This window comes from Variovorax sp. EBFNA2, from assembly GCF_033802765.1.
Lineage (GTDB): Bacteria > Pseudomonadota > Gammaproteobacteria > Burkholderiales > Burkholderiaceae_C > Variovorax > Variovorax paradoxus_H.
This window is the reverse complement of sequence record NZ_CP138496.1, coordinates 291,240-311,770: the sequence shown is the minus strand read 5'-3', so window position 1 is coordinate 311,770 and position 20,531 is coordinate 291,240. Positions and strand designations below refer to the sequence as shown.

The following is a 20,531-nucleotide window of genomic DNA, read 5'->3' as shown; positions in this document are numbered from 1 at the left end:
CCTGAAAGAAGAAGAGAAGGCGCATTGTTTCCGGGCGGCACCAGGGCCGCACAGCCGTCGGCCGGAACAGGACTGTTGCGTGGTCGGAACGAATTCATTTCTCAAGGTGCTGCCCGAGATGGTGACCTTTGTGCGGGTCGCCGAAGTGGGCAGCTTCTCGGCCGCCGCCGACCTGCTGGGCATCACGCCCTCAGCCGCGAGCCGGCAGGTGAAGCGGCTCGAGCAGGAGATCGGCGTGCAGTTGCTGCAGCGCACCACGCGCCAGCTGCGGCTCACGGAGCCCGGCGCCGAAGCCTTCGCGCGCTGCCGCGAACTGGTGGCGGCGGCGCAGGGCGCGATGGACATCGGCGCGCAGTTCGCGCGCACGCCGGCCGGCCGGGTGCGCCTGAGCGCGCCGAAGGCCTTTGCGCGGCGCGTGCTGCATCCGCACCTGCTCGACTTTCTGCGCAAATACCCCGCGGTGGACGTGCAGCTGATCGTGGCCGACCGCGACATCGATCCGATCCGCGAAGGCGTCGATCTCGTGGTGCGGCTGACCGCGGCGCCGCCCGAGGGACTGGTGGCGCGGCAGCTGATGGCGGTCGAGCACCTCCTGTGCGCCACGCCGGCCTACCTGGCGCGCCACGACGCCATCGCGCACCCGCACGACCTGCGCGCGCACAGCTGCCTGTCGCTGGGGGAGCACGAGCGCGACAACCACTGGCGCTTTCGCAAAGACGGTGAAGACGAGGTCGAGGTGGTGGTGGATGGCCGCTATGTTTGCAACCACAGCGAGATGCGGCTCGACGGCGCGCTCGCGGACCTGGGCGTGGCCTGCGTGCCGGCCTTCACGGCGCGCGAGGCGCTGGACGACGGCCGCGTGGTGCGCGTGCTGCCCGACTGGACGTTGCAGGGCACCTACCAGGGGCACGCGTGGCTGATGTACCCGCCGAGCCGCTACCTGCCACCCAAGTGCCGGGTGCTGGTCGAGCACCTGCTCAGCGCGCTGCCTTCCCCGTGAGCACGCGCACGGCCTCGGGCAGCGAGTGGACCTGCGGCATGAAGTGATCGATGAGCGCGCCCAGCGCCACCGCGCAGATCACGGCGCCCAGCAGCGGTTTCCAGGTGAGCCGCACCGCCGCCATGAGCCAGCCTTCGCGCGCCACGCGCACCGCGGCGCGGGCCGACACATAGGAGAAGGCGACCTCGATCGCCACGGCCAGCAGCGCGTCCCAGCTGAAGTACAGCAGCACGAGCGAGCCTGCGCCGAGCACGACGGCCACGCAGAGCAGGAAGATGGCGAGCACCGGCACGACGATGATCGCGCCCTCGTCGGCGCTGCCCGCGGCATCGAGTGCGCCGCTGGCCACGTCGGAGAGCGCGCTGCCGCCGTCGGTGGCGTCGGGCGCGCACCCCGGATCGTCAGCGCCTTCCGTCGTGCCGCCCAGGTCTTCCGGCGCCTCGAACTCGGTGCGCCGCTCCACCAGCCGCTGCGCCCACCAGCGCAGCACGCACAGGTAGCCGACGTAGCCCACGCCGAGCGTGACGAGGTAGCGAATGGCCAGCGACTCGACATGCAGCAGGTGCATCTGCAGCGCCGACACACCCCACATCAGGAGCAGCGTGAAAGTGCCGATCAGCAGGCCGTGCGTGCGCAGGCTGTGATCGCGGTGCAGGTCGCGTTCGACCTGGGTTTCCCACAGGCGCACGGAGCGCCAGTTGGAAAGAACCTTCACGTCATTCGTCGGCGGGTGCGAAGGGCACCCGCGGCGCGACCGCGCACATGAGTTCGTAGCCGACGGTGCCGGCGGCCTTCGCCACCTCGTCGATCGGCAGCACCGCACCGGTCAGGGCCGAGCGGCCCCACAGCGTGACCTCGGCGCCGAACTGCGCGTCGGGCACGGGCGTGAGGTCGACGGTGATCATGTCCATGCTCACGCGGCCCACCATGCGGGTGCGCACGCCGTTCACGAGCACCGGGGTGCCGGTGTCGCAGTGCCGCGGGTAGCCGTCGGCATAGCCGACCGCCGCGATGCCGATGGTGAGCGGGCCCTCGGCTGCAAAGCGCGAGCCGTAGCCGATGGTGTCGCCGGCCTTCAGCGTCTGCACCGAGATGAGCCGGGTCGACAGCGTCATGGTCGGCTGCAGCTGCCAGTGCGCCGCGTCGTGTTCGGGGAAGTCGGGCGCGCTGCCGTACAGCACGATGCCGGGGCGCACCCAGTCGCCGCGCGTGCGCGGTGCATGGCGCAGCGTGGCCGCGCTGTTGGCAATGGAGCGTTCGCCGGGCAGGTCGCGCGTGGCGCGCTCGAACACCTCGAGCTGGTGCTCGACGCCGCGCGGGCCGTCGGCGTCGCTGAAGTGCGTCATGAGCGAGATCTCGTCGACCTGCGGGAGCGCGTTCAGGCGCGTCCAGGCCGAGCCGAAGCGCTCGGGGGTGAAGCCCAGGCGGTTCATGCCGGAGTTCATCTTCAGGAACACGCGCTGCGGCTTCAGGGTCTTGTGGGCCGCGAGCATGTCGATCTGCTCGTCGCAGTGCACCGAATGCCACAAGTCCAGCCGTGAGCACAGCTCCAGGTCGCGCGCGTCGAACACGCCTTCGAGCAGCAGCACGGGGCCGCGCCAGCCCAGCGCGCGCACGCGCTCGGCCTCTGCCAGGTCGAGCAGCGCGAAGCCGTCGGCGCCGCGCAGGCCTTCAAAGACGCGCTCGATGCCGTGCCCGTAGGCATTGGCCTTGACCACGGCCCAGACGCGGGCGTCGAGCGCCGAACGGCGAACGCGGTCGAGGTTGTGGCGCAGGGCGGCGGTGTGGACGGTGGCAAGGATGGGGCGCGGCATGGGGGTGTTGGGGTGATTTCAGACCACGTTTTAGCATCTTCGGGAATGGGGTCGAATCCCGTGGGGATGCCTGAATTCGCGTCGTACCCCCATGCTATAACCGCCCATTCGCGCCTGACGCGACACTTTTTCACTACCGCCAGCAGACCCTCTGGCCAGCCAGCCCATCGATGAAGCGCGGTTTTTACACGATCATGTCGGCCCAGTTCTTTTCGTCGCTGGCCGACCAAGCGCTTTTCGTCGTTGCCGTCGATCTCATGCGAAGTTCGGGCGCCCCCGAATGGCAACGGGCCGCCCTGGTGCCGATCTTCGCGGTCTTCTATGTGGTGCTGGCCCCGCTGGTGGGTGCCTTTGCCGACGCGCTGCCCAAGGGCAAGGTGATGTTCATCAGCAACGCGATCAAGGTGATCGGCTGCCTGATGATGCTGTTCGGCTCGCACCCGCTGCTGTCGTACTCCATCGTGGGCCTGGGCGCCGCGGCGTACTCGCCGGCCAAGTACGGCATCCTGACCGAGCTGCTGCCGTCGTCGCAGCTGGTCAAGGCCAACGGCTGGATCGAAGGACTCACCATCGCCTCGATCCTGCTGGGCATCGTGCTCGGCGGCATGCTGGTGGGCCATGCGGTGTCGAGCCAGCTGCTGCTCATCGACCTGCCGCTCATCGACACCGGCATCGACTCGCCGGCCGAAGCCGCGATTGCGGTGCTGATCTTCGTCTACGCGCTCGCGGCCTGGTTCAACACCCGCATCCCGCACACCGGCGTCGAGATGCGCCCGCTGCGTTCCGACCCAGCGCAGAGCATGGCGCGCAACCTGGCCGGCCTGCTGCCCGACTTCTGGCATTGCAACGCCCGCCTGTGGCGCGACCGGCTGGGTCAGATCTCGCTGGCGACCACCACGCTCTTCTGGGGCGCGGGCGGCAACCTCAAGTACATCGTGCTGGCCTGGGCCGCCGTGGCGCTCGAATACAACACGACCCAGGCTTCGGCGCTGACCGGCGTGGTCACCATCGGCACCGCGGTGGGCGCCATCGTGGCCTCGATGTACATGCGGCTGGACATGGCCACGCGCGTGATCCCCATGGGCATCGCGATGGGCGTGATGGTCATCGGCATGAACTTCATCGGCAACGTCTGGCTGGCGGTGCCGTTCCTCATCATCCTGGGCGGCCTGGGCGGCTTCCTGGTGGTGCCGATGAACGCGCTGCTGCAGCACCGCGGCCACAACCTGATGGGCGCGGGCCGCTCCATCGCCGTACAGAACTTCAACGAGCAGGCCTGCATTCTTCTGCTGGGCGGCTTCTACAGCGTGTGCACGGGCCTGGGCCTGTCGGCCTACGGTGCCATCAGCGCCTTCGGCCTCGTGGTGGCGGGCTGCATGTGGCTCATCAAGCGCTGGCACGAGAACAACCTCAAGAAGTATCCTGAGGAAGTCGAGCACCTGCTGGCCATCGCCCGCAGCGACAAGCACCACTGATTTCGCGCGACCGCGTTGGTGAATGGCCGGCGCGCCGAGCGCCCTCCATTCCAACGCCCCCATGCCCGCACTCGCCCTGATGTTCAACGCCTTCGTGTGGGGCGTGTCCTGGATTCCGTTCCGCCAGATCGCCAGCCACGGCCTGCATCCGCTGTGGACCACCTGCCTCATCTACCTTGTCATCGCCACGGCGATGGGCCTCGTGCGTCGGCATGCCTGGAAGGCCTTCGCCACGTTCCCGATGCTGGTGGCGCTGGGCCTGGCGGCGGGCTTCACCAACGTGGGATTCAACTGGGCCGTGACGCAGGGCGACGTGGTGCGCGTGGTGCTGCTGTTCTATCTGATGCCGCTGTGGAGCGTGATGCTCGCCTGGCTGCTGCTGGGCGAGCGGCCGACGGGCGGCGCACTGGCGCGCGTGGCGCTGGCGCTCACCGGCGTGGTGGTGGTGCTGAAGGCGCCGGGCACCGACTGGCCCGTGCCCTCGAGCCTGCCCGACTGGCTGGGCGTGGCGGCGGGCTTCGGCTTTGCCGTGACCAACATCGTGCTGCGCCATCTGCGGCATGCGCCAGGCGAGTCGCGCGCGCTGGCGATGTTCTGGGGCTGCACCGTGGTCGCGGGCGTCGGCGCAGTGAGTGGCACCGCGTTCGGCGGCATCGATTCGCCGTTGCTCGCCTCGCCCGGCTGGTTCGGCTGGGCCGCGCTGCTGGGCACGGGCTTCATCGTCGCCAACGTGTGCCTGCAGTATGGCGCGCCCAAACTCGCGGCCAGCGCGACCTCGGTGATCATGCTGTCGGAAGTGCTGTTCGCCAGCGTCTCGTCGGTGGCGCTGGGCGCGTCGACCATGAACTCGCGCATCCTCGTCGGCGGCGCGCTGATCGTGCTGGGTGCGGTGTGGTCGGCGTTTGCGCGAACCCCGCCCGCGCGCGATGATCGCGTTTCCGCGTCCACCTGAGGAACTCCCCCCATGACCAGCGTCTACGACTTCGAGGCCACGCGCATCGACGGCAAGCCGGTGAAGCTCTCGACCTTCCGCGGCAAGGTGCTGCTGATCGTCAACACGGCAAGCAACTGCGGGTTCACGCCGCAGTTCGAAGGCCTGGAAGCGCTGCACGAAAAGTACGCCGACCAGGGCCTCGCGGTGCTGGGGTTTCCATCCAACCAGTTCGGTGGACAGGACCCGGGCACCAACGAGGAGATCGGCGCCTTCTGCATGACCAACTACGGCGTGAGCTTTCCGATGATGGAGAAGATCGACGTCAACGGCAGCGGCGCCCTGCCGCTGTTCCAGTGGCTCACCAAGGAAAAGCCCGGCCTCTTGGGCAGCACGGCCATCAAGTGGAACTTCACCAAATTCCTGGTGGGGCGCGATGGCACGGTGCTCAAGCGCTACGCGCCGCTGGACACGCCGGCCTCGCTCACGCGCGACATCGAGGCGGCCCTGGCCGCCGACTGATCAGAATCTGAAGTCCGCCGTCTTCGGCGCGCCGCCGACCGTCACGGTCTGGCTTTTTGTCTCGCCCGTCGACGTGCTCACGTCGATCACATAGCGCCCCGCCGGCAGGTCGATCAGGCAGACCGGCCCGGTGGCCGTGAAGGCCATGGCGGCCGACGTGTTCGTGTCGCCGCCCTTGATCGCGACATTCAGGTTGGCCAGGTAGGCACCGTCGGCGCGCGCGAACAGCAGCGCCAGCGGATGGTTCTTCATGGCGGCGCGCATTGCGATCGACTCGTCGGAGCCGATGCCGCCGCACACATGGCGTGTGGGGCCGGCGCCCTGCCAGGGCGGCAGCGCCGACGGCGGCTGCTGCGCCTGCGCAGCGAAGGTGCCTGCGATACAGGCAGCGGCCAGCAATGCACGGCGCAGCGGAAAAGCAGAAACGAAGGACATGGCGCGAACTCCTTGCAGCGTCTTCGGTGCGCCATGATGCGCCCCGAACGCGCGCTGCGCACGTCGGACGGCAACGTGCCCTGCCGTGCGCGTGCGCCCTACCCTGCGGGCGCTTGCAGCGCCGCGTCGAGCAGCTCGACCCAGTGCCGCACGGGCGTGTCGCCGCTGCCGCTTTGCAGGTGCGTGATGCAACCGATGTTGGCCGAGGCGATGGTCGTGGGCTGCAGCTGCTTGAGGTGGCCGAGCTTGCGGTCGCGCAGCGGATACGCCAGCTCGGGCTGCAGCACCGAATACGTGCCGGCCGAGCCGCAGCACAGGTGCGATTCGTTCATGGCCACGCGCACGTCGAAGCCGAGCGCGCGCAGGTGCGTCTCGACGCCGCCGCGCAGCTTCTGGCCGTGCTGCAGCGTGCATGGCGGGTGATACGCCACGACGCCTTCAGGCGCGCGCACGCGGGCCTTCAATGCGGGCACGAGGTCGGGCAGCAGTTCGCTCAGGTCGCGCGTGAGCGCGCTGATGCGCGCGGCCTTCGCGGCATAGGCCGCGTCGTGCTGCAGCAGGTGGCCGTATTCGCGCACGGTGACGCCGCAGCCCGAGGCGTTCATCACGATGGCTTCGACCTCGTTGCCTTCGACAAAAGGCCACCAGGCATCGATGTTGGCGCGCATCTGCGCCTTGCCGCCTTCCTGGTCGTTGAGGTGGAACTTCACGGCGCCGCAGCAGCCCGCCTTGGGCGCGACCACGGCCTGGATGCCGGCCGCGTCGAGCACGCGCGCGGTGGCGCTGTTGATGTTCGGCGCCATCGACGGCTGCACGCAGCCGGCGAGCATCAGCACCTTGCGCGCATGCGTGCCGGTGGGCCAGCGGCCGGCGTCCTGCTTCGCGGGCACCTTGGCTTTCAGGGCCTCGGGCAGCAGGCCGCGCACCGACTGGCCGAGCTTCATCGCGGGGCCGAACAGCGGCGACGGCAGCGCCTCTTTCAGCAGCCAGCGCGTGGCCGACTCCATCGCCGGGCGCGGTACTTTCTCGTCGACGATCTTGCGGCCGATGTCCACGAGATTGCCGTACTGCACGCCGCTCGGGCAGGTGCTCTCGCAGTTGCGGCAGGTGAGGCAGCGATCCAGGTGCAGCTGCGTGCTGCGCGTGGGCGCGTGGCCTTCGAGCACCTGCTTGATGAGGTAGATGCGCCCGCGCGGCCCGTCGAGCTCGTCGCCGAGCAGCTGGTAGGTCGGGCAGGTGGCGGTGCAGAAGCCGCAGTGCACGCACTTGCGCAGGATGGCTTCGGCTTCGCGGCCCGCGTCGGTGTCGCGGAATTCGGGGGCTAGTTCGGTTTGCATCGCGGGTGGTGTCGTTTCTTTTTTTATTGGTCGCCTGCGAAGAGCCGGCCGCGGTCGAAGACCCCGTGCGGATCGAACTCCTGCATCAGCGCGCGATGGATGCGCGCCACCGGCGCGCTCAGTGCGTCGAAGCGCGGCACGCTGCAGCCGGCCGCTTGCGCCGCAGGCACGCGGAACAGCGTGGCATGGCCACCGACTGCATGCGCGGCTTCACGCAGACGCGCGGCCTGCGCGGGCGGCGCGAGGTACCAGCGCTGTCCGCCGTGCCACTCGACCAGCGGTGCGGCGCAACCATCGATGGCGATCACCGGCGCGGTCTGCGGCACCGACAGGCGCCACAGTGCCAGCGAACCATCGGTGTCGAGCGCGAACCACGGCATGCGCTGGTCACGCAACGCGGCCCAGCCGGCAGCCGCGCGTGCCGGGTCCTGGCGTTCGCCGCCGAGCTGCGCGCAGGCCGCTTCCACGGCCGCCACGGCGCCGCGCAGCCGCAGGCGCAGCACGCCCGCGCCGGGCGCATGTTCGAACCAGCTGCTCGCGTTCAGCGGCAGCGGGCGCCCGCCCCATTCGTTGAGCAGGCGCAGCGCATCGGCCTGGGTGCAGGCGAAGGCGAGCGTGGCCTCGGCGGGCGCCACGGGCAGCACCTTGAGGCTCACTTCGGCGATCACGCCGAGCGTGCCGAGCGAACCGGCCAGCACGCGCGAGACGTCGTAGCCGGCCACGTTCTTCATCACCTGGCCGCCGAAGCTCAGCACCTCGGCACGGCCGTTGACGAGCATGGTGCCGAGCACGTAGTCGCGCACCGCGCCCACGCTGGCGCGCGAGGGGCCGCTGAGGCCGGCCGCGACCATGCCGCCCACCGTGCCGCCGTCGGCAAAGCACGGCGGCTCGAACGGCAGGCACTGGCCTTGTTCGGCGAGTGCGGCTTCGAGTTCGGCCAGTGGCGTGCCGGCACGCACGGTGACGACCAGCTCGCTGGGCTCGTAGCTGGTGATGCCTCTGAGCGCGCGCAGGTCGAGCAGCTCGAGCAACTCGCCATTCGGCGGCTGGCCGTAGAAATCCTTGGTGCCGCCGCCGCGCAGGCGCAGCGGTGTGGCATCGGCCGCGGCGGCGCGCACGCGCTCGACGACCTGCTGGAGGGCGGTGTCCATGTTCGTCATCGGGTTCTCAGAATCTCGGCAGGTCGGCGTGCTTCAGCCGGCCGCCGCGCACCACTTCTTTGCCGTACTCGGCGCAGCGCTGCAGCGTGGGAATCACCTTGCCGGGATTGAGCAGCCCGGCGGGGTCGAAGGCGCGCTTGATGCCGAACATCTGCTCGTTCTCGGCCGCGGTGAACTGCACGCACATGCTGTTGAGTTTTTCCACGCCCACGCCGTGCTCGCCCGACACGGTGCCGCCCATGGCGACACTGGTCTCGAGGATGTCGGCGCCGAACAGCTCGCAGCGGTGCAGCTCGTCGGGGTCGTTGGCATCGAACAGCACCAGCGGATGCAGGTTGCCGTCGCCCGCGTGGAACACGTTGCAGCAGCGCAGGTTGTACTTCTTCTCCATCTCCTGGATCGCCAACAGGATGTCGGCGAGCCGCTTGCGCGGGATGGTCGAGTCGAGGCACATGTAGTCGGGGCTGATGCGGCCCGACGCCGGAAAGGCGTTCTTGCGGCCGCTCCAGAATTTCATGCGCTCGTCTTCGCTGGTGCTCACGGCAATGGCGGTGGCGCCGCAGCCGCGCAGCACGTCGGTCATGCGGCCGATTTCTTCTTCGACCTCTTCCGGCGTGCCGTCGGATTCGCACAGCAGGATGGCGGCGGCGTCGAGGTCGTAGCCCGCGTGCACGAAGTCTTCGACGGCGGCGGTCATGGGCTTGTCCATCATCTCCAGCCCGGCCGGGATGATGCCCGCCGCAATCACCGCCGCGACCGCGTCGCCGGCTTTGCGCACGTCGTCGAAGCTGGCCATGATGCAGCGCGCGAGCTGCGGCTTGGGCACGAGCTTCACCGTGACCTCGGTGGTCACGGCCAGCATGCCCTCGCTGCCGATGGCCAGCGCGAGCAGGTCGAGCCCCGGCGCATCGAGCGCCTCGCCGCCGAATTCGATCGCCTCTCCCTCTGCGGTGAAGCCGCGCACGCGCAGCACGTTGTGCAGCGTCAGGCCGTACTTCAGGCAGTGCACGCCGCCCGAGTTCTCGGCCACGTTGCCGCCGATGGTGCAGGCGATCTGGCTCGACGGATCGGGCGCGTAGTACAGGTTGAAAGGCGCGGCCGCTTCGCTGATCGCGAGGTTGCGCACGCCGCACTGCACGACGGCCGTGCGGCTTACCGGGTCGACCTTCAGGATGCGGTTGAACTTGGCGAGCGACAGTGTCACGCCCAGCGCGTGCGGCATGGCACCGCCCGAAAGCCCGGTGCCCGCGCCGCGCGCCACCACGGGCACACCGAGCTGATGACAGGCCTTCAGCACGGCGGCCACCTGCGCCTCGGTCTCGGGCAGGGCCACCACCAGCGGGCGCTGGCGGTAGGCCGTGAGGCCGTCGCATTCGTAGGGCGTGGTGTCTTCGGCGTGCCAGATGAGCGCATGCGCGGGCAGGTGCGCCTGCAGCGCCCGCACCACCTGCGCCTGGCGCTCCGCCTTCGACAGCTGCGTGTGCTGGTCGGTCGTGACGGGAGCATTCATGGCGGGAGCAACTTTCAGCGGACGACCATCAGGGTGAATGGCCACACATAGGCCTGCAGCGTCACGTACAGGCCGACCAGCGAGGCCAGCGCGATCGAGTGGAAGAACACGTAGCGCAGGATGTCGCCTTCGTGATTGAACCACCGCGTGGCGGTGGAGGCCACCACGATCGACTGGGCGTCGATCATCTTACCCATCACGCCGCCCGAGCTGTTGGCCGCGCCCATGAGGTTGGGCGCCAGGCCGAGCTGGTCGGCCGCGACCTTCTGCATGCCGCCGAACAGCACGTTCGACGCGGTGTCGGAGCCGGTCATGGCCACGCCGATCCAGCCCATGAGCGTGCCGAAGAAGGGATAGAAAACGCCGGTGTTGGCAAAGGCCAGGCCCAGCGTGGTGTCGGTGCCCGAGTAGCGCGTGAGCGTGCCCAGCGCCAGCATCAGCACGATGGTCATGAGCGAGTAGCGCACCATCCAGAGCGTGCGGACAAAGGTGCGCACGATCTCGACGGGGTTGTACTTCATGAACAGCGCGCTCACGATCGCCGACAGCAGGATGCCGGTGCCCGTGGCCGACAGCAGGTTCAGCACGTACACCGCGCCTTCCTTCGTGGGCGCCGTGACCACCGGCGGCATCTTCTCGATCAGGTTGTGCAGCCCGCCCATCGGGAACGACGGCGCAAAGACGCCGTTGAGCGCGGTCTTCACCGACGGCAGGCCCCAGATGAACACGAACACCGAAAGAATCACCCAAGGCATCCACGCGCGCACCAGCGCCTCGCGGCTGTGCACGACGATGGCGGCCGGCGGCTTGGCCTCGTGCGCGCTCACGTCCTTGCCGCGCAGCGAAGGCGAGCGCCACACGTTCTTGGGCTGCCAGACACGCAGGAACAGCACCAGGCTGGCCATCGACACGATGGCCGCGATGATGTCGACGAGCTCCGGGCCGATGAAGTTCGACACCAGGTACTGCGGCACCGCGAACGACACGCCCGTGACCACGATGGCCGGCCAGATTTCCATCATGGCCTTTCGCCCCGCGAAGGCCCAGATGAGCCAGAACGGCACCAGCAGCGAGAAGAACGGCAGCTGGCGGCCGATCATCGCGGTGACTTCCATCAGGTCGTAGCCGTGCACCTTGGCCAGCGTGATCACCGGCGTGCCGAGCGCGCCGAACGCGACCGGCGCGGTGTTGGCGATCAGCGAGAGACCCGACGCGGCCAGCGGCGAGAAGCCCAGGCCGATGAGGATGCCGGCCGTGACCGCCACCGGCGTACCGAAGCCCGCCGCGCCCTCGAAGAACGCGCCAAAGCAGAACGCGATCAGCAGCAGCTGGATGCGGCGGTCCTCGGTGATGCCCGAGAGCGAGTCCTGCAGCACCTTGAAGCTGCCGTTCTGTTCGGCCAGCTGCTGCAGGAAGATGATGTTCAGCACGATCCAGCCGATCGGCAGCAGGCCCGTGAAGCCGCCGAAGAGCGCGGCGCGTCCGGCCATTTCGGCCGGCATGCCGTAGGCGAACACGGCGACCACCAGCGCGGCCAGCAGGCCGAGGCCGGCGGCGATGTGCGCCTTGATGTGAAAGAAACCAAGGCACGCGAGCATCACCACCACCGGGATCGCGGCGAGCGCGGTGGAAATGATCATGTTGCCGAACGGGTCGTAGATCTGCTGCCAGGTCATGCGTTGTCTCCGGGGAGTCTGTTGTTGTGACTCGCACTCTAGGGAGAAGCACGCCGTTCGAATTGAAGGTTTTTTGCCCGGGCGTTGATAAAAATTTGTCGCGCGGGCCTGTCGGTCAATGCAGCGTCTGCACGATCCAGTCGACGAAGGCCGCGCACTCCCAGCGCTCCAGCGTGCCCGGCTGCCAGCAGATGTAGTGGCGGTGCGGCGAGGGCACGGGCCGGTCCGACAGCGCCACCAGCCGGCCCGATTCGAACCAGGCGGCGCCCAGCTTCTGGCGCACCAGCGCCACGCCGAAGCCGCTCGCGGCCGCGTCGTACACGAGCCCCAGGTCGTTGAACTGCGAGCCCAGGTGCGGCTCGGGCTGGTCGATGCCGCAGCTCGCGAACCAGGTGCTCCAGGGCTCGAGCGGGCTGCGGATCAGCCGCGCGCTGGCGATCTCGGCCGCGGTGCCAAAGCCGTCGAAGGGCCCGAACTCGTTGAGGTAGCTCGGGCTGCAGGCGGGCACCACGTCCTCGCCGATGAGCAGGCGGTGCTCGCAGTCGGCGTATGCGCCGATGCCGTAGCGCACCTGCAAGTCGGTCTGCTCGGCCGTGACGTCGAGCAGCGGAATCGACACGTGCAGGGCCAGCTCGATGTCGGGGTAGATGTTGCGAAAGAGCTCCAGCCGCGGCATGAGGAACTGGCGGCTGAAGGTGGGCGTGACCGCCACGCTCAGGCGCGGCGCACGCAGCGCCGCGTCACGGCTGCCGGGCGTGGCCTGCTGCAGCGCGGCCAGGCCGACGCGCACGTTCGCCAGGTACGCCGCGCCGTCGGCCGTGAGGCTGAAGTCGCTGCGGCCGAAGAGCTTGAAGCCCACGTGCGCCTCGAGCTGGCGGATGCGGTGGCTCACGGCGCTGGCCGTCACGCACAGCTCGTCGGCCGCGCGGCCCGCATGCCGCAGCCGCGCGACGGCCTCGAAGGTCAGCAGGCATTGGATCGGGGGGATGTGGAGCAAGGCCATCCGCGGCAGTTGCCCGACTCAGTCTTCGAAGAAATTCACCGGCAGGCCCGGCGTGTCGACGCGCATCGAAAGCACCGTGCCCGAGGCCGGGCGCTGCGCCAGTTCATCGGCCGGGCGGCCCTTGCGTCCGCTGGTGACGAACAGCGTGCGCAAATCGTCGCCGCCGAAGCAGGGCATGGTCGGGCATTGCACCGGCACCGCGATGGCCTCGACGCGCTCGCCCGTGGGCGCAAAGCGCAGCAGCTGCGCGCCTTCGAACATCGCGACCCAGTAGTGGCCGGCGGCGTCGATGGTGGCGCCGTCGGGGCGGCCGTCGTAGTGCGACGGCGCACCGGGTACCCAGCCCGCGGGCTTGGGGTCGAACTGCTGGAACACGCGCGCATGCGACAGCGTGTTGGCCTCGGCATCCCAGTCCCAGGCGCGCACCGCGTGCGCGGCGGTGTCGGCCCAGTAGAGCGTGCGGTGGTCGGGCGAGAACGCCAGGCCGTTGGCCGTGGTGACGTGTTCCAGCATCGAGGTGATGTTGGGAGACACGTCGCCGGGGCGGGCGTCGAAGCAGTAGAGCGCGGCGTTGGCGCGGTCTTTCGCCTCGTTGAGCGAACCGGCCCAGAAGCGGCCGAGCGCGTCGCACTTGCCGTCGTTGAAGCGCATGGTGCGCACGTCGTGCTCCACGCGCGCCATGGCGACGAGTGCGCCGCCCCACGCGCGGGCACGGTAGATGCCGTCGCGCAGCGCGATCACGAGGCCGCCGCTGCGTGCCGGCGCCATGCAGCCGGGTTCGGTGGGCAGGGCCCATCGCTCGACCGTGGCGGTGGCGGAACCGATCTCGCCGCGCGTGCGCAGCACGGCGCGGCCGGGGATGTCGAGCCAGTAGAGCGCGCGTTCGTGCGGGTGCCAGAACGGCGACTCACCCAGGTCGCAAAGGCTGTCTTCGATGGAGGTCCACATGGTGGGGCGATTGTGCCCCCGGCCACGCGGGCGGCGGGCAAAAAAAAGCCCGCTGACGCCGAAGCGCTCGCGGGCTGAACATCCAAAGGAGACTCGCCTGAAAAAATCGGGATCTGTTGTTCTTCTTTGTATCGAAAAGGGTGGTGGTGGTGGTCTTTGAGGAGCGGGGCCGGCGCCGTGCCGGATCACCCGCTTCCTGTGTGCGAATCAGCGGTTGTAAGCCGTTTCGCCGTGCGACGAGATGTCGAGGCCTTCGCGCTCTTCTTCTTCCGACACACGCAGGCCGAGGGTCAGGTCGGCGATCTTGAAGGCGATGAACGCCACCACGCCGGACCACACGATCGTGAACAGCACGCTCTTGACCTGGATCCAGACCTGGCCGCCCATCGTGAAGGTGTCGGGGGTCAGGCCGCCGGTGCCGCCCAGGCCCTTGGCTGCGAACACGCCGGTCAGGATGGCACCCAGGATGCCGCCCACGCCGTGCACGCCGAACACGTCGAACGCGTCGTCGGCGCCGAGCATGCGCTTGAGGCCGCCCACGCCCCACAGGCAGACCAGGCCGGCCAGCAGGCCCATCACGATCGAACCCATCGGGCCGACGAAACCGGCGGCAGGCGTGACGGCCACGAGGCCGGCCACGGCACCGGACGCAGCGCCCAGCATCGAGGCCTTGCCCTTGTGCAGGCTCTCACCCAGGATCCACGACAGGGCCGCGGCGGCGGTGGCGAGCACCGTGTTCACGAAGGCCAGGCCGGCAGCGGCGTTGGCTGCACCGGCCGAGCCGGCGTTGAAGCCGAACCAGCCGACCCACAGCAGCGAGGCGCCGACCATGGTGAGCGTGAGCGAGTGCGGCGTGAACGCTTCCTTGCCGTAGCCGACGCGCTTGCCGACCATGTAGGCACCGACCAGGCCGGCGATACCGGCGTTGATGTGCACCACGGTGCCGCCGGCGAAGTCGAGCGCGCCGTCCTTGCCCAGCAGGCCGCCGCCCCACACGATGTGGGCCATGGGCACGTAGCTGAAGGTGAACCAGATCACCGAGAACAGCAGCACGGCCGAGAACTTGGCGCGTTCTGCGAAGGCGCCGACGATCAGCGCCACGGTGATGGCCGCGAAGGTACCCTGGAAGGCGAAGAACACGTATTCGGGAATCGTGGTCAGCGCGCCGAAGGTCTCCTGCGTGATGCCCTTCATGAAGATCTTGTCGAAGCTACCGAAGAAATTGCCGTCGCCCGTGAACGCCAGGCTGTAGCCGTAGATGGCCCACAGGATGCTGATCAGCGAGAAGATCACGAAGACCTGCATCAGCACCGACAGCATGTTCTTGGAACGGCCCAGCCCGCCGTAGAACAGCGCCAGGCCGGGGATGGTCATCAGGATCACGAGCAGGGTCGAGGTGAGCATCCAGGCGGTGTCGCCGGAGTCGATCTTCGGTGCGGGTGCCGCAGCCGGCGCGGCAGGTGCGGCTTCGGCGGCTGCCGGTGCTGCAGCCGCGGGAGCCGCTGCAGGAGCGGGCGCTGCAGCAGCAGGTGCCGATGCAGCCGGTGCTTCCGGAGTGGCGGCGGGTGCCTGGGCCATCGCCGAAGTGCCGGCGACGAAGACGCTCAAACCGAGCGCAAGAGAGACAAGAAGTTTTTTCATGGTCGTTGTTCTTTCGGGCCAGGAATCGGTCAGAGGGCTTCGCGGCCCGTTTCGCCGGTGCGGATGCGCACGACCTGCTCGAGGTTGTAGACAAAGATCTTGCCGTCGCCGATCTTCCCGGTGCGCGCGGCCCCCTCGACCGCCTCGATCACGCGGTCGACCAGCTCGTCGGAGATGGCCGCCTCGATCTTCACCTTGGGCAGGAAGTCGACCACGTACTCGGCACCGCGGTACAGCTCGGTGTGGCCCTTCTGGCGACCGAAGCCCTTCACTTCCGTGACGGTGATCCCCTGCACGCCGATGGCCGAGAGTGCTTCACGCACCTCGTCGAGCTTGAACGGTTTGATGATGGCTGTGACCAGCTTCATGATGAGTTGCTCCTTCTGGATGGATGAAAGGCGGCGCGGCAACGTGGGCCGCGCCTGGTTGTTGTGTCGATTACAGCGTCTTCGTCAGCGTGAGGATGAAGCGCGCCTTGTTGGGCGAGTAGTAGGTGGTGCCGAAGGTACCGAAGTCGGGGATGTCGATGCCCGGGTAGGCCACGACCTGGTAGTTGGACTTCTTGTTGGCGCCCTGCACCGAGCCCGTGAGCGTCAGGCCGCTGCCGAAGTCGTAGGTCGCGCCGACGTTGTAGTCGACGTAGCTCTTGTAGCCCAGGCTGCGGATGTCGCTGGACATGTTGGTGAAGCCGACGGCGGCCTTGAGCGTGACCTTGGGCACGATCTCCTTGCTGTAGGCCAGGTTCAGGTAGCCGGTGTTGCGGCCCTTCAGGCCCGAGCCCGACTTGGCGCCGGCGTAGCCGAAGTAGTCCTTGGACACGGTGTGCGAGTACTTGGCCGTGAACGAGCCGAAGGCTTCGTTGGCGTAGGTGGCGCCCACGTAGAGCTCGGTGGTGTTGCCCACCGAGTTGCCCGGGTAGATGTAGGTGAGCGCACCGACGTCCATGTCGACCGGGCCGGCCTTGAACTTGTAGCCGCCGTACAGGTCGCTCTCGATGCTGTTGCCCTGGAGCCAGTTGACGCTGGAGTTCCAGTTGCCGACGTAGAAGCCGCTGTCGCCGAAGGCGTAGTCGAAGCCGCCCTGGATGGCGGGCTTGAAGCCCTTGGTCTTGGCGTAGTCGTTCTTGCCGATCATGTCCTGGTCCTGGCCGCGGAACTTGTAGTTCGTGGTCAGGGTGACATTGCCCGTGAGCAGGGGCGCGGGCGCCGGTGCGGCGTCGGCGGCCTGGGCCATGGCGGCGCCGGAGGCGGTCAGTGCGGTGGCCAGAACGATCAACGCCTGGGCGGCGGTACGGTGCGTCATCAGGGAACTCCTCGCAAGTGTGTTGTTGGACCTGAGCACCCTCAAAGCAGGGAGCGTGCCAAAGTGCACAAATACCGCTCCGGCCAGAGGGCGGCGATGCCCGGCGGTGAGCGCCAAATCGTTACAAGCCCTGTTTCCGGCAGTTGCACACGCTTGCACGCTGCACGGTCCTGGGCCTGCATGTCGCGGGCGCACCAACTTGGGGAGAGGGAGAAAAATGAGTCTGTCTTTGGTGCAAAGCCGCGCCTTGCTCGGCCTGGAAGCCGCCGCCGTCACGGTCGAGGTGCATCTGGCGAACGGCCTGCCGAGCTTCACTTTGGTCGGGCTGGCCGAGACGGAGGTCAAGGAAGCGCGCGAACGCGTGCGCTCGGCGATCCAGAACGCCGGCCTCGACTTCCCGACGAACAAGAAGATCGTCGTCAACCTTGCGCCCGCTGATTTGCCGAAGGACTCGGGCCGCTTCGACCTGCCCATCGCCCTGGGCATCCTCGCGGCCAGCGGGCAGATCGAGAACCACCGGCTGGCCGGCCACGAGTTCGCTGGCGAGCTGTCGCTGTCGGGCGAGCTGCGCCCCGTGCGCGGCGCACTGGCGATGGCCGTGGCCACCTACACGCAAGGCACGGCCGTGCGGCTGGTGCTGCCCATGGACAGCGCCCACGAGGCCGCGCTGGTGCCGGGTGCCGAGGTGTTCGGGGCCCGGCACCTGCTCGACGTGGTGCGGCAGTTCGTCGCCAGTGGCGGCGGGCCCGTCGATGCAAGCGACGACGGTTGGGCCCGCGTGCGCGCCGCGCCCGGCGACGGTGCGCCGCGCTATGCCGACCTGGCCGACGTCAAGGGCCACACCGGCGCCAAGCGCGCACTCGAGATCGCCGCGGCCGGCGGCCACAGCCTGCTGATGGTGGGCGAGCCGGGCTCGGGCAAGTCGATGCTCGCGCACCGCTTCGCCGGCCTGCTGCCGCCGATGAACGTGGACGAGGCGCTGGAAAGCGCGGCCATCGCCAGCCTCGACGGCCGGCTGTCGCCCGAGCGGTGGATGAGCCGCCCGACGGCCACGCCGCACCACACGGCGAGCGCGGTGGCGCTGGTGGGCGGCGGCTCGCCGCCGCGGCCGGGCGAAATCTCGCGCGCGCACCACGGCGTTCTGTTTCTGGACGAATTTCCGGAGTTCACGCGCGCCGCGCTCGAAGCCCTGCGCGAGCCGCTGGAGACCGGCACCATCACGATCACCCGCGCCGCCCGGCGCGCGGAGTTTCCGGCGCGCTTCCAGCTCATCGCCGCCATGAACCCCTGCCCCTGCGGCTACCTCGGCTCCACGCTGAAGCCCTGCCGCTGCACGCCCGAGCGCGTCGCGCGCTACCAGAGCAAGCTCAGCGGCCCGCTGCTGGACCGCATCGACCTGCACATCGAAGTGGCGGCGGTGTCGGCGCCGCAACTGCTCGATGCACCGGCGGGCGAATCGACCGACAGCATCCGGGCGCGCGTGGTGAGCGCGCGCGAACGCGCGTTGCGGCGCCAGGGCCATGCGAACCAGGCGCTGCAGGGCCGCGCGATCGACACCCACGCCGTGCTCGACAGCGCCGCGCGCCATCTGTTGCAGCAGGCGGCCGCGCGGCTGGGCTGGTCGGCGCGCAGCACGCACCGCGCGCTGAAGGTGGCGCGCACCATCGCCGACCTTGCGGCGGAAGATGCCGTGCAGGTCGCGCATGTGGCGGAGGCGGTGCAGTACCGCCGCGCGCTGCGCACCGGCGCGCCCTGACCCGCCGGCCTTCTTCTGCTACTTGAACTCGTGGCTCACGACCGGTGCGGACTTGCTGTCCTGCACCGTCACGCGCTGGCGATAGGCCGTGAGGTCGCCGTTGCGCACTTCGATCGTGTAGATGCCCGGGCGCAACGGCAGCGACTTGAGCGGCGGGCTCACGCCGCGGTCCGCGCCGTCGACGAAGACCTGGCCCCAGGGCCGGATGTTGAACTGCACACGGCCCATGCCGGGCGCCGCGGCCGGGGGCGGCGGTGACGCGGGCGGCGCACCGGCGATCACGGTCGGCACGGGGTTCGTGGGGCCCGCGGCCGGCGGCGGCGCCGACTGGCGGTCGAACTCGGCGATCGCGTTGCGCGCCTCCCGTGCATGCGGGCCGCGGCGGTAGCGCCGCAGGTAGGCCTCGTAGCCTTCGCGCGTGTTCTCGGCCTGGGCGAGGAGCCACGCCTCCACCTCGGCCATCACGGCGGGGTTGGCAGGAGGCGGCGGCTCGGGCTGCGCCGGCTGTGCGGGCGGGGCCTCGGGCTCGGCCGGCGGCGTCGCAGGTGGCGTGGGCGCGGCAGCGACCGGCACGTTGTCGAGCGGGCTCAGCGGGGCGCTGGCCGATGCGGCGGGCGCGGACGCAGGCGGCGCCTCCGGGGCGGCCCCGACCGGCGGCATCGCCGCGGGCGGCGCGCCCGGATCGGACATCGGCACACCGGGCGGCGGTGCCGCGGCGATCATCGGATCGGACGGCGCCTTGGCTGTCAGCCGCCAGCCGATCCAGCCGCCGACCGCGAACAGCGCGAGCACCAGCGCGCCCACGAGGAACCACGGCGGACGCTTCGACGGCTTCTTCGGCCGTGCGACAGGCGACGGTGCCGGCGGTGGCGGGGCCTGCACGCGCGCGGGCGCGGGCGCGGCTTCCACGGGCACGGGCTGCACCTCGGGCGCTGGCGGTGGCATTTCGACTTCCGGCTCCGGCGCAGGCGGTTCCTGCGGCACGGGCGCCGCGACGGGCACGACAGCCGCCGCAGCAGCCGCTGCCACAGGCGCCGACCGGTCCACCACGTAGAGGTCGCCCAGCTTCACCAGCCCCAACTCGGCCGCAAAGGCGGCCACCGACTGTGTGCGGTCCTTGCTGTGCACGGCCAGCGTGTGGTCCACCGCGGCGCAGAAGGCCGGGCTCAGGTCGTCGCGGTCCATCGACGACAGCGGCACGTAGGCGTCCTGCACGCTGCGCACCACGGCCGAGGGCGGCGGATGGCCGGTCACGGCGCGGTACAGCACGGCGCCGAGCGCATAGAGGTCGGTCCACGCGCCCTGCAGCAGCGTGTTGTCGTCGGCGTACTGCTCGATCGGCGAGTAGCCCGACTTCACCATCACCGCGACCTCGTCGACCAGGTCGGCGATCGACTTGCGCGCGGCGCCGAAGTCCAGCAGCACCGGGCGGTCGTCCTGCTGCTGGATGAAGATGTTGTCGGGCGCGATGTCGCGGTGGAAGCACTGGCTCTGGTGCAGCGTGTCGAGCGCACCCAGCAGCGGCCCCAGCATGCCCAGCAGCCACGATTCGGTCAGCGTGCCGGGCTCGTTCTCGGCCAGCTTGCGCAGCGTGCGGCCCTTGTAGAGCTGGATCGCCATGTAGGCCGTGGAGTTGGCCTCCCAGAAACGATGCACGCGCACCAGCGCCGGATGGCTGAACTGCGCCAGCGTGCGCGCCTCGTTGATGAAGCTGCGCAGGCCGGCCGCGAAGGTGGCCGTGAGCCGCTCGGAGCGCACGTGCACGCTGTTGTCGCCCACGCGGCGCGCGAGCATCGAGGGCATGTATTCCTTCACCGCCACCTCGCGCTGCAGCGAGTGGTCATACGCGCGGTAGACGATGCCGAAGCCACCTTCGCCGATGACTTCGAGCAGCTCGAACTCGTCGAGCCGGTGGCCCGTGCCGAGGGGATGGGGGCGCTCCTCCTGCGGGTCGGGCGTCGCGCTGGGGCTGGCGGGCGTCGTCATGGGATGTCTCTTTTTTCCTGCGGGTGGATCGGGCG

At 69.3% G+C, this 20,531-nt stretch carries 18 protein-coding genes; 5 read left to right on the top strand and 13 right to left on the bottom strand.

Annotated elements, in window-relative coordinates:
- The first annotated feature begins 118 nt into the window (after positions 1-118).
- The gene (locus tag RZE79_RS01430; RefSeq protein ID WP_319361056.1) at positions 119-1,000 is read left to right on the top strand and encodes a LysR family transcriptional regulator; all 882 of its coding nucleotides are present in this window, start codon (positions 119-121) and stop codon (positions 998-1,000) included.
- On the opposite strand, the gene RZE79_RS01425 is transcribed toward RZE79_RS01430, so the two are convergent.
- Entirely contained in the window at positions 978-1,715 is a 738-nt protein-coding gene (locus RZE79_RS01425) for a hypothetical protein (RefSeq protein ID WP_319358661.1), read from the bottom strand. The genes RZE79_RS01430 and RZE79_RS01425 overlap by 23 nt on opposite strands.
- Position 1,716: 1 nt before the next feature.
- Positions 1,717-2,814, bottom strand: a complete 1,098-nt coding sequence (alr, locus tag RZE79_RS01420; RefSeq protein ID WP_101493492.1) for an alanine racemase — start codon at positions 2,812-2,814, stop codon at positions 1,717-1,719.
- Positions 2,815-2,984: 170 nt separating this feature from the next.
- Here alr and lplT point away from each other — a divergent pair, with 170 nt between their 5' ends.
- From lplT to RZE79_RS01405, 3 genes are all read left to right on the top strand, one after another.
- The gene (gene lplT, locus RZE79_RS01415; RefSeq protein ID WP_319358660.1) at positions 2,985-4,289 is read left to right on the top strand and encodes a lysophospholipid transporter LplT; all 1,305 of its coding nucleotides are present in this window, start codon (positions 2,985-2,987) and stop codon (positions 4,287-4,289) included.
- Positions 4,290-4,350: 61 nt separating this feature from the next.
- Positions 4,351-5,241: a DMT family transporter gene (locus RZE79_RS01410; RefSeq protein ID WP_319358658.1), complete on the top strand. Its 891-nt coding sequence runs from the start codon at positions 4,351-4,353 to the stop codon at positions 5,239-5,241.
- 12 nt (positions 5,242-5,253) lie between these two features.
- Positions 5,254-5,742, top strand: a complete 489-nt coding sequence (locus RZE79_RS01405; protein ID WP_319358657.1) for a glutathione peroxidase — start codon at positions 5,254-5,256, stop codon at positions 5,740-5,742.
- On the opposite strand, the gene RZE79_RS01400 is transcribed toward RZE79_RS01405, so the two are convergent.
- The 10 genes from RZE79_RS01400 to RZE79_RS01355 form a co-directional block, all read right to left on the bottom strand.
- Entirely contained in the window at positions 5,743-6,177 is a 435-nt protein-coding gene (locus tag RZE79_RS01400) for a carboxypeptidase regulatory-like domain-containing protein (protein ID WP_153281159.1), read from the bottom strand.
- A gap of 98 nt (positions 6,178-6,275) precedes the next feature.
- On the bottom strand, positions 6,276-7,514 hold the full coding sequence (gene glcF, locus RZE79_RS01395; RefSeq protein WP_319358656.1) for a glycolate oxidase subunit GlcF: 1,239 nt from the start codon (positions 7,512-7,514) through the stop codon (positions 6,276-6,278).
- A gap of 23 nt (positions 7,515-7,537) precedes the next feature.
- A complete protein-coding gene (glcE, locus tag RZE79_RS01390; protein ID WP_373696560.1) occupies positions 7,538-8,665 on the bottom strand; it encodes a glycolate oxidase subunit GlcE in 1,128 nt (375 codons plus the stop codon).
- Between the two features lie 16 nt (positions 8,666-8,681).
- Positions 8,682-10,184 (bottom strand): FAD-linked oxidase C-terminal domain-containing protein, encoded by a 1,503-nt coding sequence (locus RZE79_RS01385; protein WP_319358654.1) that lies wholly within the window; start codon positions 10,182-10,184, stop codon positions 8,682-8,684.
- Positions 10,185-10,198: 14 nt separating this feature from the next.
- Complete coding sequence (locus RZE79_RS01380; protein ID WP_153281163.1) at positions 10,199-11,860, bottom strand: L-lactate permease; 1,662 nt, start codon at positions 11,858-11,860, stop codon at positions 10,199-10,201.
- A gap of 115 nt (positions 11,861-11,975) precedes the next feature.
- Complete coding sequence (locus RZE79_RS01375) at positions 11,976-12,863, bottom strand: LysR substrate-binding domain-containing protein (RefSeq protein WP_153281164.1); 888 nt, start codon at positions 12,861-12,863, stop codon at positions 11,976-11,978.
- Between the two features lie 18 nt (positions 12,864-12,881).
- Positions 12,882-13,811, bottom strand: a complete 930-nt coding sequence (locus tag RZE79_RS01370; protein ID WP_319358652.1) for an SMP-30/gluconolactonase/LRE family protein — start codon at positions 13,809-13,811, stop codon at positions 12,882-12,884.
- Positions 13,812-14,018: 207 nt separating this feature from the next.
- The gene (locus RZE79_RS01365; RefSeq protein WP_319358651.1) at positions 14,019-15,452 is read right to left on the bottom strand and encodes an ammonium transporter; all 1,434 of its coding nucleotides are present in this window, start codon (positions 15,450-15,452) and stop codon (positions 14,019-14,021) included.
- Positions 15,453-15,481: 29 nt separating this feature from the next.
- Positions 15,482-15,820 (bottom strand): P-II family nitrogen regulator, encoded by a 339-nt coding sequence (gene glnK / locus RZE79_RS01360; RefSeq protein WP_056583732.1) that lies wholly within the window; start codon positions 15,818-15,820, stop codon positions 15,482-15,484.
- A gap of 70 nt (positions 15,821-15,890) precedes the next feature.
- Positions 15,891-16,754 carry a TorF family putative porin gene (locus tag RZE79_RS01355; protein ID WP_153281167.1) on the bottom strand — a complete coding sequence of 288 codons (864 nt, stop codon included), beginning with the start codon at positions 16,752-16,754 and terminating at the stop codon, positions 15,891-15,893.
- 217 nt (positions 16,755-16,971) lie between these two features.
- On the opposite strand from RZE79_RS01355, the gene RZE79_RS01350 reads away from it, so the two are divergent.
- Positions 16,972-18,510 carry a YifB family Mg chelatase-like AAA ATPase gene (locus tag RZE79_RS01350; protein ID WP_319358649.1) on the top strand — a complete coding sequence of 513 codons (1,539 nt, stop codon included), beginning with the start codon at positions 16,972-16,974 and terminating at the stop codon, positions 18,508-18,510.
- An 18-nt stretch (positions 18,511-18,528) separates the two neighbouring features.
- Here the strand turns inward: RZE79_RS01350 and RZE79_RS01345 are convergent, their stop codons facing one another.
- Positions 18,529-20,496 carry a serine/threonine-protein kinase gene (locus tag RZE79_RS01345; protein WP_319358648.1) on the bottom strand — a complete coding sequence of 656 codons (1,968 nt, stop codon included), beginning with the start codon at positions 20,494-20,496 and terminating at the stop codon, positions 18,529-18,531.
- Positions 20,497-20,531 lie beyond the last annotated feature (35 nt).